Origin of the sequence: Sporosarcina sp. GW1-11, from assembly GCF_033088395.1 — a bacterium.
Taxonomy (GTDB): domain Bacteria; phylum Bacillota; class Bacilli; order Bacillales_A; family Planococcaceae; genus Sporosarcina.
The window spans coordinates 1-16,065 of the sequence record NZ_JAPMIW010000022.1 but is presented as its reverse complement, the minus strand read 5'-3'; the positions used below and the strand labels follow the sequence as shown (position 1 = coordinate 16,065).

The 16,065-nt window shown below is 38.6% G+C and carries 11 protein-coding genes and 2 pseudogenes; 4 read left to right on the top strand and 9 right to left on the bottom strand.

The window, feature by feature from the left end; genetic code table 11:
* Positions 1–59 precede the first annotated feature (59 nt).
* From ORD22_RS12415 to ORD22_RS12400, 4 genes are all read right to left on the bottom strand, one after another.
* Positions 60–425, bottom strand: a complete 366-nt coding sequence (locus tag ORD22_RS12415; protein WP_317646347.1) for a YlbF/YmcA family competence regulator — start codon at positions 423–425, stop codon at positions 60–62.
* Between the two features lie 152 nt (positions 426–577).
* Complete coding sequence (locus ORD22_RS12410; RefSeq protein ID WP_099688113.1) at positions 578–1,081, bottom strand: acetone carboxylase subunit gamma; 504 nt, start codon at positions 1,079–1,081, stop codon at positions 578–580.
* Between the two features lie 20 nt (positions 1,082–1,101).
* Positions 1,102–3,378 carry a hydantoinase B/oxoprolinase family protein gene (locus ORD22_RS12405; RefSeq protein ID WP_317646389.1) on the bottom strand — a complete coding sequence of 759 codons (2,277 nt, stop codon included), beginning with the start codon at positions 3,376–3,378 and terminating at the stop codon, positions 1,102–1,104.
* A gap of 72 nt (positions 3,379–3,450) precedes the next feature.
* The gene (locus tag ORD22_RS12400) at positions 3,451–5,583 is read right to left on the bottom strand and encodes a hydantoinase/oxoprolinase family protein (RefSeq protein ID WP_317646346.1); all 2,133 of its coding nucleotides are present in this window, start codon (positions 5,581–5,583) and stop codon (positions 3,451–3,453) included.
* A 454-nt stretch (positions 5,584–6,037) separates the two neighbouring features.
* On the opposite strand from ORD22_RS12400, the gene ORD22_RS12395 reads away from it, so the two are divergent.
* Positions 6,038–8,053, top strand: coding sequence for a sigma-54-dependent Fis family transcriptional regulator (locus ORD22_RS12395; RefSeq protein ID WP_317646345.1), 2,016 nt, complete (start codon positions 6,038–6,040; stop codon positions 8,051–8,053).
* 324 nt (positions 8,054–8,377) lie between these two features.
* On the opposite strand, the gene ORD22_RS12390 is transcribed toward ORD22_RS12395, so the two are convergent.
* The 5 genes and pseudogenes from ORD22_RS12390 to ORD22_RS12375 form a co-directional block, all read right to left on the bottom strand.
* Positions 8,378–9,646, bottom strand: coding sequence for a replicative DNA helicase (locus ORD22_RS12390; RefSeq protein WP_317646344.1), 1,269 nt, complete (start codon positions 9,644–9,646; stop codon positions 8,378–8,380).
* A complete protein-coding gene (locus tag ORD22_RS12385; protein WP_317646342.1) occupies positions 9,636–10,457 on the bottom strand; it encodes a conserved phage C-terminal domain-containing protein in 822 nt (273 codons plus the stop codon). The genes ORD22_RS12390 and ORD22_RS12385 overlap by 11 nt, the downstream gene beginning before the upstream one ends.
* 332 nt (positions 10,458–10,789) lie before the next feature.
* Positions 10,790–10,885 (bottom strand): annotated as a pseudogene (locus ORD22_RS15175) (hypothetical protein); the annotation flags it as partial.
* A gap of 44 nt (positions 10,886–10,929) precedes the next feature.
* Positions 10,930–11,805: a hypothetical protein gene (locus tag ORD22_RS12380; protein ID WP_317646341.1), complete on the bottom strand. Its 876-nt coding sequence runs from the start codon at positions 11,803–11,805 to the stop codon at positions 10,930–10,932.
* 206 nt (positions 11,806–12,011) lie between these two features.
* Positions 12,012–13,366 (bottom strand): annotated as a pseudogene (locus ORD22_RS12375) (IS1182 family transposase).
* Between the two features lie 158 nt (positions 13,367–13,524).
* Between ORD22_RS12375 and ORD22_RS12370 the strand changes: the two are divergent.
* Genes ORD22_RS12370 through ORD22_RS12360 form a run of 3 tightly spaced genes read left to right on the top strand, consistent with a single transcriptional unit; the run spans position 13,525 to position 15,275 of the window.
* Positions 13,525–13,905 (top strand): hypothetical protein, encoded by a 381-nt coding sequence (locus tag ORD22_RS12370; RefSeq protein WP_317646340.1) that lies wholly within the window; start codon positions 13,525–13,527, stop codon positions 13,903–13,905.
* Complete coding sequence (locus ORD22_RS12365; RefSeq protein WP_317646338.1) at positions 13,896–14,513, top strand: hypothetical protein; 618 nt, start codon at positions 13,896–13,898, stop codon at positions 14,511–14,513. The genes ORD22_RS12370 and ORD22_RS12365 overlap by 10 nt, the downstream gene beginning before the upstream one ends.
* A gap of 21 nt (positions 14,514–14,534) precedes the next feature.
* The gene (locus ORD22_RS12360) at positions 14,535–15,275 is read left to right on the top strand and encodes a hypothetical protein (RefSeq protein ID WP_317646336.1); all 741 of its coding nucleotides are present in this window, start codon (positions 14,535–14,537) and stop codon (positions 15,273–15,275) included.
* Positions 15,276–16,065 lie beyond the last annotated feature (790 nt).

Genomic DNA, 16,065 nt, shown 5'->3' with positions numbered 1-16,065 from the left:
GATATAATTCCATGAAATTCACTGCTATGTACCGCTAGTCGGTACCACTTTATCCTGCTTTACTTCATATCACCATATAGCTCTCCCATTGGTTTCATAAAAATTTTATTGATCTCATCGATTACGAAGCCTAGACGTTGTTCAGCTTCCAACAACTTACTGATTCTTTCATTTTCTTGTATGCGCTTTGCTAGGTTTTGTAATTTCGTTATTTCCTCTTCTGTTGGTCGCTCGTTTGCCATTTGCTTTTTTTGTAAACTCTCTTGTAATTTTCTAAAGTTATCAAAAAGTTTTTTTGTCATTTCATCTTCATTTATATTGTGATAAGCTTCTTTAAGCTGAATATACTCCTTACTTAACCGGATTTCCTTTTCCAGTTCAGTGGCTCGTTCTCTAATTGTATCCTCTATAATCAGTGTATTCATCATTTTCCTCCTCCGATTTTCAAATTACTTAATTCACTTCACAAGTACTACTAATCCGTTTTCCGTTACAACAATCATGGCTTTTTCCATCGAGTTACTTTCGAACGTATAGCAAAAAATAGCGACGATTCCAAAGAACCGTCGCCCCTCTTTTATGCTTTCACTGTAGGCAGAGGTATTTTTAACCATTCATTATAAAATGTATCTATATCGGGTTCAAAGTCTTTAATGATTGGGTACCATGGTGTGACGGCTTCTACCTCTAACTGAGTGTCGCACCCCGGACAGTAATATTCTCGAATTACTTGCCAATCCGTGTCCGGTGCCATCAACTTAGGATAAATCTCATTCATTTTTTCTTCTGTATCACGAACATAAATATTCGCGTGTAACTTCCAATTATCTTTGTAGTCACAGAATTCATGGCCGCAATCGCACTTTACAATACGATCTCCGCTTGCCTTTTGTACGATATATAAGTGTAACCCAGCAGGAAGGATAATTGGATCGTCCCAAGTAACGCGCTCCTGTAAAACACTCATATATGTCCCAAAACGCTCAGGATCTTTATGGCTTGACATCATGTCTTTCAACTCATAAAACTCTAGTGTTCCATCAATTAGTTCACCAATTTTTTTCTTATTGTATTTTGCCATTGTCCATACCCCCTCTTTTTTTATTTGTTCTCTTTAAACCTGTTAATATGCGCGCCGTAAGTTGGTACATCCAAGTCCTCTTCATAGACCATCCACTCTTTAGGTAAGTCCCAGAATCCTTTGAACTCGTCTGTAAATTGTTCACTTAAAGCAAAACTACCAGCATACATATGTTGTACTTGTGGTGATGCTTCTTTATTCAAGATTCTTTCTTTTTCTTGTTTCATCCATTCTTTCGCAGGAATACTGCGTTTTGCTCGATCCTTGCGTATTTGCTCACGAATTTTAATTGTTTTAGCTTCGTCAGCGGTATACTCTCCGTACTTTCCTTCTTTGACTGCAACACCATATACTTTTTCTGCATAACGTGGCAACACATATCCAGCATTGATATCTTCTGCAACATTTTTCGGATCACGCTCGAGGGCGTCTCCAAATCCTGGACCTCCACGTAAATAGTTCATGATTACATCATAATCCTTAAACATTTCTTCTGTTGATACTGTCTGTCTATCGCGATGTATCGTTTTAGCATCTATTACCGTATCCCATTTTGGATTGTCTGGATCAACATCTGCTCCTTGTGGGAAAGGAAGTTGCTTAGCAAATCTTTCTTTTAAATCTGTATCAAGTGCAGAGTAACGATATCCTGCAGCTCCTGGATAACCTCCCATTAAACCACAGTCTGTGGCCATATGTCCGCTACCCGCCACAAACATCGTCCAGTCATTCGTCCCCCAGCCTAATCGAAGTGATTGCCAACCGCTTCCACCGCGATACTTACCAGCTCCACCTGATCCAGGTAAAATTTGTCTACCTAAATAAACTAGCGGTTCAAGCATTTCCCAAATTTCCATGTCGCCCATATCGCCTTCTGGATTCCAAAGTGCTGCCGAGTGGCTAATTCCATCTTTTACGGCGCTGGCTCCAACTCCGGAAGCCGCACATTCGAAACTATTAATCGCATGGAGTTCGCCGTCCGGTCCAATTCCACCACCTTGTAACCAGTTAGTTGTATGCGCATTTCCAGCATTTACTTCTTCCAAATATCCTCTGGCAAAGTACGAACGACTTAATCCTCTCCATAAAGGGGACCAGGCGGCAACGAGTGAATGCCACGTGTTCGCATGCGCAGAACGAAGATCATCTGGATTCAACCATGAACCTAATGGGATACCAAATTCACTTGCATAATAAGCACCGTCATTAATCCGATCATTTGGCGCAAGAGTTTGTGATAACATTACCCAAATACCGGAAGTAATTGAAACTGGTGTCGCATTAAAACTATGCCAGCCCCAACGATTTGTCCCCTCAAAATCAATTTCTAACTTGGCATCTTTATGAACCTTAATTTTTGAAGGTGAGTGCATAATTGAATTTACTTTTGCGTAGTCATGAACTGGAAGATCCTTAAATGGTACGTCAACAAAAGATACACCACGGTATTCTCCTGGTACGAGCATCGTTTTTACTTGGTTCACGAAGCCACGACGACCATCTTCGATAATTTCACGTATGAAACTTTTATAAACGTCCGGACCTTCTTCTCTAATTACATCTAATACCAAGTCACGAATCATATGACAACCAGCGACCCGTGTTTTTTCATCTAGCGTCCAATATTTCACTGCACGTACTGAACGCGTACTTTCAAGTAGCCAATCTTTTGAAAGGACATCATTTTGCCCAATTTTCCGACAAGTCACTTGATACCCATCCTCATATCGATTAACTGGACCGACCGACATACTACCCGGCGAACTTGCACCCGTATCAATAACGTGGGTTACGCCTCCAACCCATCCTAAAAGCTCACCTTCCCAAAAAATCGGAACGAGCGTATGAACATCACATGTGTGTACGTTACCCACATGATTATCGTTGTTACAGAAAATATCTTTATCCGCAATCCCTGGGTTCACTTCATAATCATTTTCAATCATATATTTAATTGCTGCGCCCATCGTTCCTACGTGAATAATAATCCCAGTCGAGGTAACGATAGAATCGGCATCCGGCGTGTATAAACTAAAGCACAATTCACCTTCTTGTTCTACAATTGGAGAAGCTGCAACTTTTTTCGCCGTTTCCCTAGCATGAACTACTCCACCGCGGAGTTTTGAAAATATTTTTTCAAAACGAATCGGGTCAGATTCTTTGAAGGGTAGAGTTTTTAAACCAGCATAATGACCGGTTTCCTTACTAATTTCATCAATCTCTTTCCTCATTTGTTTCAGCGTTTTTCCGTCCCAACCGATTGGACCTGTAGACTGTTGAAATACACCCTCTTGTATCTGCGTTGTTAATTCTTCTTGTTTTGTCGTCAATATCATTACCTCCCTGTTATTTTTTACTTTTATTTTGAATTAAAGTTCTTTAAGATGGAAGATACGATTCTCATCGAGATATGCCTCAAAACCAGTAGGCACTACTAATGTTGTTGCAGTTGACTCTAAAATAGAGAATGCACCAACCACGTTACCTGCTTTCATTTTTTCCATTTCATAAATATTTGCATCGATCCAGCCGTCAGTCCAATACACTTTACGTTTACCTAAAAATGCTTCAGCAGGCGGAGTCTTACCAGACAAAGGCTCTGTTGGAATTTTAGGTTTCGCTACCTCAACAATTCCACGAACAATTGCACCTGTGACACTGTAGCCTAATTCAGGTGATAATGCAGATTTAGCATAGACGCGCGAATATGTCTCTTCAAATGTTTTAACTAGAACATCCCAATCTTCAACCCCATTAAACCTTTCAAATGGAGCCTCAATTTCCAAATCGTTTAGCTGCCCTTGATACTGCATACGATAAAATAGGCGGAATCTAACCGAGTCTTCGGCGTGATCGTTTTTGTCGAATTCCTCTGCTACTTTCTCTTTCAATTCATCCCACGCAGATTGTAATTCCTTTCCTGTACTTAGAATGACTTCAGAATCCTCTTTCTCCGCTACGTTAAGGTCTAACGTCTTATCATAACGATATTCAAAGTCAGCTGCTCCACATCCAAATGCTGAGAACCCAGCCGCCCAAGCGGGTACGAGAACATCTTCAAAGCCAAGGCCTTTCGTATAACCAGCTGTGTGTAACGGGCCCCCTCCTCCATAAGAGAAGCAAACATATTGGGCTGGTGAATATCCTTTTCCAAGGATCATTGATTCCAGATAGTTGCCCAATTGTGCTTCCAGAAGTTCAGTAACACCTAGCGCTGCATCTTCCACACTCAATCCAAGCGGGTCAGCAATTTGAGTTTTTACAGCTTCATAAGCTTTTTCTGGAGAAAGGATTATTTTCCCACCGATAAAGTTATTAGGGTTAATCAAACCTAATACAACGTGACAGTCAGAAACCGTGACAGTTTCAATTCCCCCTTCTGGATTACAAACACCAACAAGAGCTCCGGCACTATCCGGTCCTAACGTTAGATTTCCATAGTTAGGGTCCACGCGTACGTAACTCCCTGTTCCCGCACCAGTTGTATCCATAGAAACGAGCGGTAAAGAAAGTACAAGTCGAGCCATGTCAGGACTAGAATCAATGGCCAATTCACCCTGGGTAATAAGCCCAACATCAAAGCTTGTTCCGCCAATATCAGAGCATGCTACGTTAGGAAGCCCTAAGCTTTCTGCTAAATATTTGGCACCAACCATTCCGCCGATAGGTCCAGATACGCACGTTCTCGCTAATTCATTGGCCTGTATACTAATTGTTCCACCATGACTAGCCATAATACGCAAGTCAAAATCAGAACCAACTTCCTTCAGCTTCGTGCCTATTTGTTCTAGAGATATACGCGATGGTTCAGCCGCATACGCTTCTACGATTGTTGTGTTTGTCCGATGCGATTCTTTTCGTACCGGATAATAATCAACAGATGCAAATACTTTAATATCTTTCTTTGCTTCTTTGACCATCTCTTTCGCAATATCGCGAACTTTCCGTTCATGATCCGGGTATTTAAATGAATGAAGGAAACTAATGACAATCGCTTCCACATCCCGATCCAATAACTGTTGGATTGCAGGTCTAATTTCATCTTCATAAATAGGAATGATCATATTCCCATGCATATCTACTCTTTCAGTTATACCTACAGTTAAATTCCTTGGAACAAGTGGCGGATCAAAGTGATGCGTATTGATGTGAATGCGATCAGCATAAGAATAACCAAGATGGGATTGAACCGCACGACCCATTCGATGATTATCTTCCATTCCCTTATTAAGAACTAAACCAACTCGTTGACCGACTCGTGAAACTAATCGATTAAGCATAGCTGTTCCAGAATAAACACCTGCAAGCAAACTAGGAAACTCCTTCTCGACTGTCGTATCCCAATAAGTTAAAGCGTCTTTTGCAGATTCCATAAGTCCAATAGATTCATCTTTTGGAGTCGTTTGAGCTTTACCAACAACGAATTCCCCTTTTTCATCAATAATGAATGTGTCTGTCATTGTTCCACCGGCATCGATTGCTAAAATTTGTGATTTTGCCATTTTAAAGTCTCCCCCTTCGTTTTCAATTACTATTTACTCTGGTTATTCAAGAGAACGTATTCCTTAAACTTGTTCACCCTTCTTGAGTAACTTACAAACTATAGTTGCAAGACTCGTGCCAACTATTCAAAACCTAGTAAAATCCTTTAAACATGACAGATAGTACTGAATATTTCATGTTTTCATATTCCTACTGTATTGTTTTGCTACACATGTAGCGATACGGATGTAGCGATATGGTGTAGCTACGTCATAAAACTATATCCGTACCTTTTATTGAAAATGAACTAGCTACTCTTAGGTTACAACCTTCTAACTATTGTGAATATTGGAGTGCTAGGGTATTATTGATACATTATGAAAAATCCCCCAAAATGCACTCCGTTACTGCCATTTAGCCACTGTTATTCTCACAAAAGAATCCCCATTTAAAATAATGTAAGGAGGAAAAAAATTGCCAAACCCGTTTTTATCAATTTTTTCTACCCATGATTTATTTAATAAGATGGAGGAGACACAAGTACTTTGGGAAGAATTTGTTTCAAAAGGAAAAAACGAAGATCTGAAGACAGCAGTTCGTCACGATGTCTTGGATTCCTGGGAACGGTGCAAAATAGTCGGAGTAAATCCCCAAATAACACAAGCAAATGAAGCCATTAAAAGAAATGAACTAGATGAACTATTAACAGAATCAGCACTCTATCAAGTTGCCAAACCAATTATTGATAATATTTTTCACAAGTTAATCGGAACGGGGTATATGATTACGTTAAGTGACGAAGAAGGGAAAATGATTTATTTAAAAGGCGAATCTGATGTCATTAAACAAACAAGAAACACGAACTTTGCTGTTGGAATGGATTGGAGCGAAAGTGCTGCTGGCACGAATGCGATAGGCACTAGTCTTATAACTAAAAAACCTATTCAAGTTTTTGGTGCTGAACATTTTTGTGAAGGGTTTCATTCAATGACTTGTTCCTCAGCCCCTATTTTTCAGCCTTATACAAAGAAAGTGATTGGTGTAATCGACTTCACTGGACTTTGGCATAATGGACAACCACACACACTTCCTTTTGCTGTATCACTTGCACAAGTAATAGAACAACAACTTTATAATTTACAAAAAGAAAGCCACAACTACTTGGTCGAATTCTACTATCAAAAGAAGCTTGAACGAAAAAACGACCTGATCCTCATCCTAAGTAAAGATTTGGTCGTTATTAATTGCGATAATAAGTTAATGAATATATTCAACATACAAAAAATGACTGATGTAAATGAACACACGTATTTCAATACTTTATTTAATAAAGTAGGACAGCAAGATAGAAGGTTTGTAAACCCTTCACTTTTTTCGCATGTCGCAGAAGAAAATGAGTTAAAAGAGAATGAGATTGAAATCCTTTACTTTAAAGGACAAGAAGTTGGATATATGATTACTTTTCAAGATACACATAAGAATACTTTAAGCACTACATCTTTAAATGCAGCTCCACATGATCTGCCAGTAATAGGGCAATCCACTCTATTTAAACGTGTTTTACAAAAATGCCAAAAAGGATCTCAAGTAAATGTTCCTATTTTATTACTTGGAGAAACTGGGACGGGAAAAGAAGTTCTCGCCAAGTACATTCATCAAGAAAGTCCACGGAAGGACAAGCCATTTATAGCTTTAAATTGTGGGACTGTTCAAAAGGAACTGATTGCAAGTGAATTATTCGGTTACGAAAGTGGGACATTTACTGGTGGAACTAAAGGAGGTAAGAAGGGTAAATTTGAAGAAGCACAAGGTGGGACGTTATTTTTGGATGAGATTGGCGAAATGCCATTAGACTTACAAGTCCATTTACTCAGAGTCCTTCAAGAAAAAGAAATTGAAAAATTGGGTTCTTCAAAAACAATCGATATAGATGTTAGAATCATCGCTGCAACAAACAAAGATATACCCACCATGATTAAAGAAGGCCTTTTCCGAGAAGATTTGTTTTTCAGATTAAATCTTGTAACCGTTAACATTCCCCCTCTTCGCGAACGGCAAGAAGATATTTGGTTATTAAGTAATCAATTTTTAGCACAATTTGCACATGAACATAACAAACCTCCATCATTTTATTTGGCAAATGAAACAGTAGATCTTTTTTCAACGTATCATTGGCCTGGTAATGTTAGAGAGTTAAGAAATGTTCTTGAATATGCTGTTATTTATAGCAACACTCCCGCCATTGAGAAAAATAATTTACCCGATTATTTGTTGAATACTCAATACTCCCCGTTGATCAATGATAAAAAAACCAATGACTTATCAGTAATGGAGAACATAGAAAGGAAGAAAATAAGTGAACTCTTAGAAACTACAAACTATAATCTTTCAGCTGTTTCTAGGGAATTAAATATTGCACGATCAACTTTATACCGTAAACTTAAAAAGTATCAATTAAATATTGACAGTAAGTTCAGAGGAGTTTTATAAAAAAGAATCGATAATAACGCGGTTCTTATGTGTGAAGTGATGCACAATTCAAGAATTCATAGTTTAATGAAGGATAGAAATACAGCCTAGCAACCGGTAAAGAACCGGCGCTCGGCTTCTTTTTATTTGGAGAAGCTTAGTGAACAGGCTGTACTAAAACGTGATTGCTTAACTAGCAGGTGTCGGCTTGCACGGAACTTGGCCTGACTTACACGGAATTCAACCTTTCCTGCGCGGAACTTACGTAGAAACTAGTATCCGCGCGCTCCTTTTGCCCACTATATAGTCACTAAAGTTAAAAGGTGGACAGCATGTTGCAATCATTTAGCTGCTCACTTTCCTTTTCGAAAAATCATACAGCTTGCCCGTATTTTTGCTATACAGTGCGCAGATGGATGCAGTCGGACCGTTGCGATGCTTGGCAATTTGTATTTCTAACATATTCGTCGGCTTTGCTTCCTCGTTATAATAATCTTCGCGGTACAGAAAAGCCACTACGTCTGCGTCTTGTTCAATATTTCCAGAATCACGTAAATCGCTCATGATCGGACGCTTATCTTGGCGGGTTTCCACCGCTCGTGAAAGTTGCGAGAGAACGACAACAGGACAGTTAAATTCTTTCGCCATGCTTTTTAAGTCACTACTAATTTGACCGATTGCCTGTGTTTGGTTTGCTGGTTGCCCTTCTGGACGAATAATCTGTAAATAGTCGATGAAAATAATCGGTCGTTTTGTCGGATTCGCTTTGATAATTGTTCGTGCGGCCGCTCTAATCTCACTAACTTTCAAACCACTTCGATCATCTAGATGAATTTTCGCGTTATCTAACTTACCTAGTGTTGCAGCCCAAGAACTTTTCTGTTGCTCACTAAAATATTGGTATGGATCACGCATGCGCAAGCGACAATATTCCCCCGTTGCCGCAATTAAACGATTAGTCATCGACTCTTTACTCATTTCAAGTGAAAAAACAATAGGCAAATGACCGTTACTTCCCGCATGCAACGCAAAATGATTAAGCGCATCTGTCTTCCCCATGGACGGACGACCAGCAATCACGATATATTCACTATCTTGAAAACCATTCAACACATGATCCAAATCCGTCAATCCAGTCGGTGTGCCTTTACGTTCCACTAGTGGCTCGAATGGTCGCTCATACTGTCTGATCAAATTCTCTGTCATAGACGTATCGACTGCCTTCGTCTCCAACCCTTCCAACTTATCAAATGAACGCTGAATATCCGCAATACTCCAATCATGATGAATGGCTTGATGCAATAAACTTTTCTTCTCTTGCTCTTTCCATTTCTCAATGATAAGTTCCTTGTACTCATCGAAACGTGCCATATTAGCAAAACGATGCAGTCCACTAAGATAATTAGCTCCCCCAACATCCTTTGGTTCTCTACTAATAAGGATCGTTATATAATCCACTGACTTTCCTGCTTGCGCTAACTCACGCATCGCAGTAAAAATTTCTTGATGAACAGGGATGCTAAAATACGATGTCCGCAACCCACTATCCAATATCAAATAATTCTCCCGTAACATCGAACCTAATAAACTTTTCTCAGCAAATTCATAGCCCATCTACACTTTCCCCTTCCCCGAAAATCAGTATTGGTGATTGATAACTAACTTCTTTCACGTCTCTTTTCACTTCAACAAGCTTTTCAATCGGTACATCAGACAACACTTCATTCATATAATTCTCAAACTTCGTCGCATGAAACAACGTCGATGGTTGTAAATACTTACGAAAACGAGGGTCATGGAGCCATTGCGCCGTCTTACTATCAATGACGGCTTTAAAATCGTCGAGCGTATAACCTTCCTCAATCCTCGCATTCAATAAACTTCTCGCAGCTTTCGACTGGCACTTGAACTGTTTGTTGACCTTTAGATTTAAATAGTCAATAACTGAAGCGATAACGTCGAGATTCTTCTCGACACTATCTTTATTCTTTGTAGTTGTCTTAAGTTCTTTGGTTATTGCTTTACCCATTTTGGTAAAATCGTTCTCTACATTTTCTTGATCATGCATTACCCAATCTAAGTGATTGGTTTGCCCAGATTGCATAGTTACTAAGTCTGCATGTTCATAATTCACCCGATACCATTTCGTCTTATCAATTTTCATTTTATTAAATGCGCCAGAAATAATATATCCTTCTTTCTCTAGCTTATTAATGATGCGGATAATCGTATTGACCGACCAAAAAGGAAATTCTTTTCTCCAATTTTCATACGTGTTGTACACCCACTTATGACCTTCACGAATATTTTTAGATATCCGTGTTCGGAAATGTAATTGTTGAAGGAATATAGCTTCATTCAATCCTAGTTTGACAGCAACTGTACGCTGCAGTTGTAGTGGTGATTCATTGAGTAATAGTTTCATGTGTATGTCCTCCCTGTTCAGTCCGTAGTTAGACTGTTCATCTTTTACTAGTTATATAGAGAGGTTTTTGAGAAAGGATACAGGGGTCAGTTATTTATTTTTTATTTTTTTGAAATGAAGGCAAAAAAGAAGTTGCGGCTCATGGTTTTGAGCTGCAACTTCTTTTTTAGTGATCACATGAAAATGGGTGTGGACTTAATAATTCAAGTTCTTTATAATCTAACCAAGCTACTTCTTTCCTAGCTACCATTTGCAGGGCTGGAACTGCTTATAAACACTCTTTCCCCTATACATCTGTTTGATAACGTTATAGTAACCACTTTTCTCAAAATCTAAATGTCAAATAAGCGACCGCCATTCGATTCGTATAATCTACGATAAAAGTTTTCAGCATATTTATCAGTTATACTGGCAATATAGTCGCAAACTCTTCAACTATCGCAATTGTACCTCCCATTTTCTATAGATACACTTACTTCGTTTTGAGATCTCTTATAGTAAACTGACTAGCAAGATTAGACATGTCTATATTATCAACTTTAAAATCTGATCCCCGATAGATGGCTAATTCCATTCTTTTTGTTGCTGCATTTTTTCGGATTTCACCTATTCCAGTAAACCGAATACTACCCGTTTCTTTCCTCAAACGTTCAATGGACCAAAACTTATTTACATAGCTAGAATTGAACCTATCAGATATGAAGGCTTCTTCAAAAACTGCCGTAATCAATTGATTGTTGTGTCCAACTTGTATTTCCGAGACCACTCCCACACTTCTAATACCAACCACATATCCCATGACCAAACGAATTTTCCCAATATCCATTTCCTTTATTTCATCTACAAAACGCTTACAAATATAAGTTCGAGGTTTCACTAGTTGATGATCATATTCTTCGCCTTCAAATAAAACCAACTGCGCCCCTGTTACATTCTTCTTTGCTATGGTAATAGTTCTTTTCTTATTTCTAGGTTTTATTGGTGAGTTTCCAAGATGGGGCTTTAAATCTTCCTCACTTAAGTTCATGATTCTAAATGCTTCTTGTAAAGCTTTTTGTCTTCTACTATGCGGTATTTCTACGTTTATAGTCCCCGTTGTATTTACTCCTATATTCTCTGGAATCCTATCAAACTGAAATTCACAGTCGCTTGAGTGCTTATCCAGCCTCCAAGTTCTAAAGTGTGCTTTTTTTCCCCCACTAAAAATAATTCTAGCTGGGCAATTTTCAGTAGGGCAATATAAATTCCTTTTTAACTTATTTTCATACATAGTAGCTGTGATATCACTAAGCAATATTTCTGTTTTCGTCCCATCAACAGCTAAGTAAATTGCGCTTAGAATACTCAAAATGATCACTCCTCATGGATTAAAAAATATTGAAATTTCTTTTATTTTTATATATCAGCAACAAAGAATTTATAATAAGTGATAAATGAAATAAAAAAGATGTGAGAGATTAACTTTGTATTAGTAATTGAATCAATTTCATAATTGCTCTTTTTAAAAATACAAACAGGGACAGAATTTGGGTATTGTATTTCAAAAAACAGAATTCATGCAGCTTGAAGCAGTTGTAACCTTGCGTTAATTCGATCAGCCGCAAGTTTAGAAGCGTTGTAAATCAGCACTACTAAGTCGAAATGAACATTTGCACGTTTTCCTGTGCGGTATCGTACATTGTTTAGTTGGAAAAACTCTTTTAAATAAGCGTTGACGCGTTCCACTGAAGTCCGGCGGTTGAATAGCTTTTTCCACGCCTGAGAACCGCGGGCTGGTGCCGAATACCTCCGCAGATCCGTGTCGATTTTGACCTTGTACACTTTCTGGCAGATCCCTTCATTTGCGAGTGGACACACCTTACATTCGTGAGGTCGTGTGTATTTCAGCGTTTTATATTTGGTGTCGTAGCTGTCGTATCGGTACGAATGCTCACGGAAACAAGTCGGTGCGAAATGCTTGTCAAAGCCAACAGGCTCGGGTTCATTGCGTTTATTGTAAGCAATGATGGACCGGTGTCCCATTCGATACACCTGCTCGTAAATGGCTTCAAAATCGTAGCCGGCATCTAGTATATGATAGGTCAGATGAGGAAGCGGAAGCCGTTCTTCAATTCCCTTTAACAGCGGAATCGCGGCTTTTCCGTCATTCAAGTTCCCTGAAGAAAATAGAGACTGAAGAATATATTGGCTGGATGCACCTACCGCTAAATGTCCTTTATAGCCGAACCAATATTCGTTTCGTCCTTCACTATTTTTCTTGCCCCCCACTCGGGATCTTTCGGAATTTCCGCACGTAGCCGATCCGGCAGAACATCTAGCTGGTCTTCAATTTTCTTTTCGTAGAGCGACAGGTTCGCTTCCCGTTTTGTCTGTTCGATTAGCCATTGTTCGCGTTCTTCCTTCTTCTTGCGACCGCGTTTCTTTGGTGTCGCTTTGGGTTTTTCTCGCTTAGCTGGTGCTTTGTCACGTGCTTCGAAATGAGTAGCGTCAATCGCGACGGTATCATCTAGGATGAACCCTTCTGTGATGGCTTCCAGGATGATGGTTTCCTGTACGTTTTCCAAGACGTTTGTTTCGCTTAACTTGTTCAGAAGGCTGCTGTAAGAGGCTTCGGAAGGAATGGCATCCGAGACCTTGAAGCCGCAATCCAGCTTGAAAGACAGGTCATGTTTCAAGCGTTTTACCAAGTCCTTGATGGTCGGAATCCGTTCGATATATCGTGCAAATACACTCACCAGCATCGCTCCATAATTCAATTCAGTGGGTGCACCAAGTCGGGATTTCTTCTTAATTTCAAAGAAGATGGAATCTAGATCAATGGCAGCTACAATCTCTTCATATTTTTGGGTAGGTTCCAGCTCATATAATTCTTGGATGCCAAATAGGCTCTGTTGTCGTATAATGGTCAAAGGGAGTACCTCCAGTCTTTTGGGTGTTTTAGTCGACTACCAGTATACAAGACTTGGGGAGGTGCTTCTTTTTTGGTGCCTTGAAACCGTTGGGGGACAAGGGCCTGGAATTATGAAATTTATTCAATTGTTAAATATTTCATGTAGTTGGGGTAAAATTGATTCAAAATGAATCAAAAAGAAAGATAAAGAAGAGAGAATCAATAACTTTAAGAGGTGTGTTAAATATTTATGGTCTTATGGCTATAATTGGTTTGGTATTAACTATTTATACTCATCGAATTAGAGGAATAGGTTTAAATGGATTTTATTTTGATAAAGAATTAATGATGAGTAGAGAAAAATCACAAGAATTTTTAACTTTTTTAGTTTTAAAAAGAAGGGACTTCGTCTACTTCTTTTTTTATTTGTTATTATATGGTTTTGTTGTAATAAACAAGTGCGGGTGTTATGATTATTCCAGTTATAGTATTTTAATCCAAATAAGGAAGGCGTGGGGAGTTTGTCGAGAAAGATTTTTAGTAGTATTATGGCAATGATTTTACTTTTTACAGTTATACCTATTCATTCGTTTGCAAGTGAAAATTTGTCAGAGGAAATAACTGAAGAATCATTTAATCAGCTAGAACTAGTTGAGTCGCTTCTTGAAAGTGATTTTATGAATTTTAAAGATATGACAGATGTTTTGACCTATGAGGAAAATTTTATTACATATCAAGAGAACATACATGAAAATCAAGAGGGTTCAGAAATTCAACCATATAACATATTTAGGCTTCTTTTTTCCCTTGTAAAAAGCGGAACGAATTATATTGTTAAAGTTACAAGTAAAGGTAAAACAATTAAAAATGTTCGTAATGGAAAATTAGAAGTTGATGTTAATAAACATATTAATGCTAAAAATCGATTTGGGAAGTATGGAAATATGGATAAGTTAGTCAAGTATATTGTTGAGGACATTAGACGAGTTGATGCTGCTGGATTGGTTAAAAACGGTGATAACTCTATTAAAACTATATATGGGAAAGATGCTAAACTTTTAGAAATAAGATTTCATGTTAAAAATGGTGAATTGTATCAGTTTAATGCCTTTCCTGATCACTCAAAACGCGAGCTTGGAAATGTAATATATTTAGCTCCACAATAATGATTAAATTAAGGGGTTTCTATGGATAACACGGATATAATACTTAAGGAAATATTTACTTCAGATATATTGACAAAAAGCCAAAAGATTTTAAAGTCAGAAAAAAAAATAACTGAAAAACTAAATACAAATACTACTGATTTAGAATTATATTTTAAATTAGCTGCAGTAGTATTAGAAGAGCCAGAAGTAGACTTCATTAAAAGTATGGAGTGTATGGAGGAAGTTCTCACTTTTGATAAAACGAACAAAGAAGCAGTTATATTTTTGTCGTGGCTTCAGTATTTCTATCGGGGATATGTAAACTCAGATACATTAATCTTGTTAGATAATTTACTTAAAGATATAGAAATAGATCCACTTTCGAAATCACTTATCTATTTAGCGAAGTCTTGGAGTGATGAAATTAATGAAGAACAACATTTTCATTTCTTAGAAGAGTCCATTAAGAATGATGGTACATATGTCAGTAATTATTTTGAATTGGCAAATTTGTATCGTGCTAAAGGTGATTTGAATAAAGAACAGAATTTAATTATTAAAGCTTTAAAAAACGTAGAAAAAATATACTTAGTGGATGAATCTTTTGATATAACAGTTACGAAACAATATTTAGGTGATTGTTTTAAAGGCGTTATTAATATCCCAACGTATGATATACCTACGTATGAAAATATTAAAAAGGAATCCATATTAAGAACTGTTATTGATAGTAATACAATAAGTGATATTTTGGAAAACATTTTATTTCGCAAAAAATAAGGGTATTTTCTTTGATATTGAGGCGGATGGTCGAAGTAGCATTAGTGGAATATTTCTCCCTGTTAAATCAAACAAAACAATACTAGAAACAAGGCACAAAACCGGAGAAGAAAATAGGATACGCCCATGCACGCCATTCCACGAAAAATTCCTTGCAACACTTGCTAGCATTTATAATCGGCGGTGCTTTTCTACTCGCGAGGATATACTTCGTAGGCAATGCTGACAAAACAGAAGCGCTACTTCAACTGTTGAAGTTATGGGCACTTATTGTAGCTCTTGATCATGTGATTTCCCTTTCTTACTTCATCTGGCCACGGAGGGAAATAAAGAATTGGTCGATTTCGTTATGAATCGGCATTTTCTTGCTGTTTTGTTTATATTGTAAAGGTTTGGCGTGGCGGGACTGGGTTTGGCGCGGGTTGACCCGACTTTGGCGCGGACGGGACTGGGTTTGGCGCGGGTTGACCCGACTTTGGCGCGGACGGGACTGGCTTTGGCGCGGTTTGACCCGACTTTGGCGCGGGCGGGACTGGGTTTGGCGCGGGTTGACCCGACTTTGGCGCGGGCGGGACTGGGTTTGGCGCGGGTTGACCCGACTTTGGCGCGGACGGGACTGGGTTTGGCGCGGGTTGACCCGACTGCCTTACACCCTGTCAAGTAGACATCTTTAGAAACCGCTCACTATTCTCTTTCCGCTTGTTTATTCCGTTGCTATTTCTATCAAAAGGGCGACTTGACATGGAGCCTCTACAGGCATGACTTCCACGTCTGGAAGCCAGCTGTTATA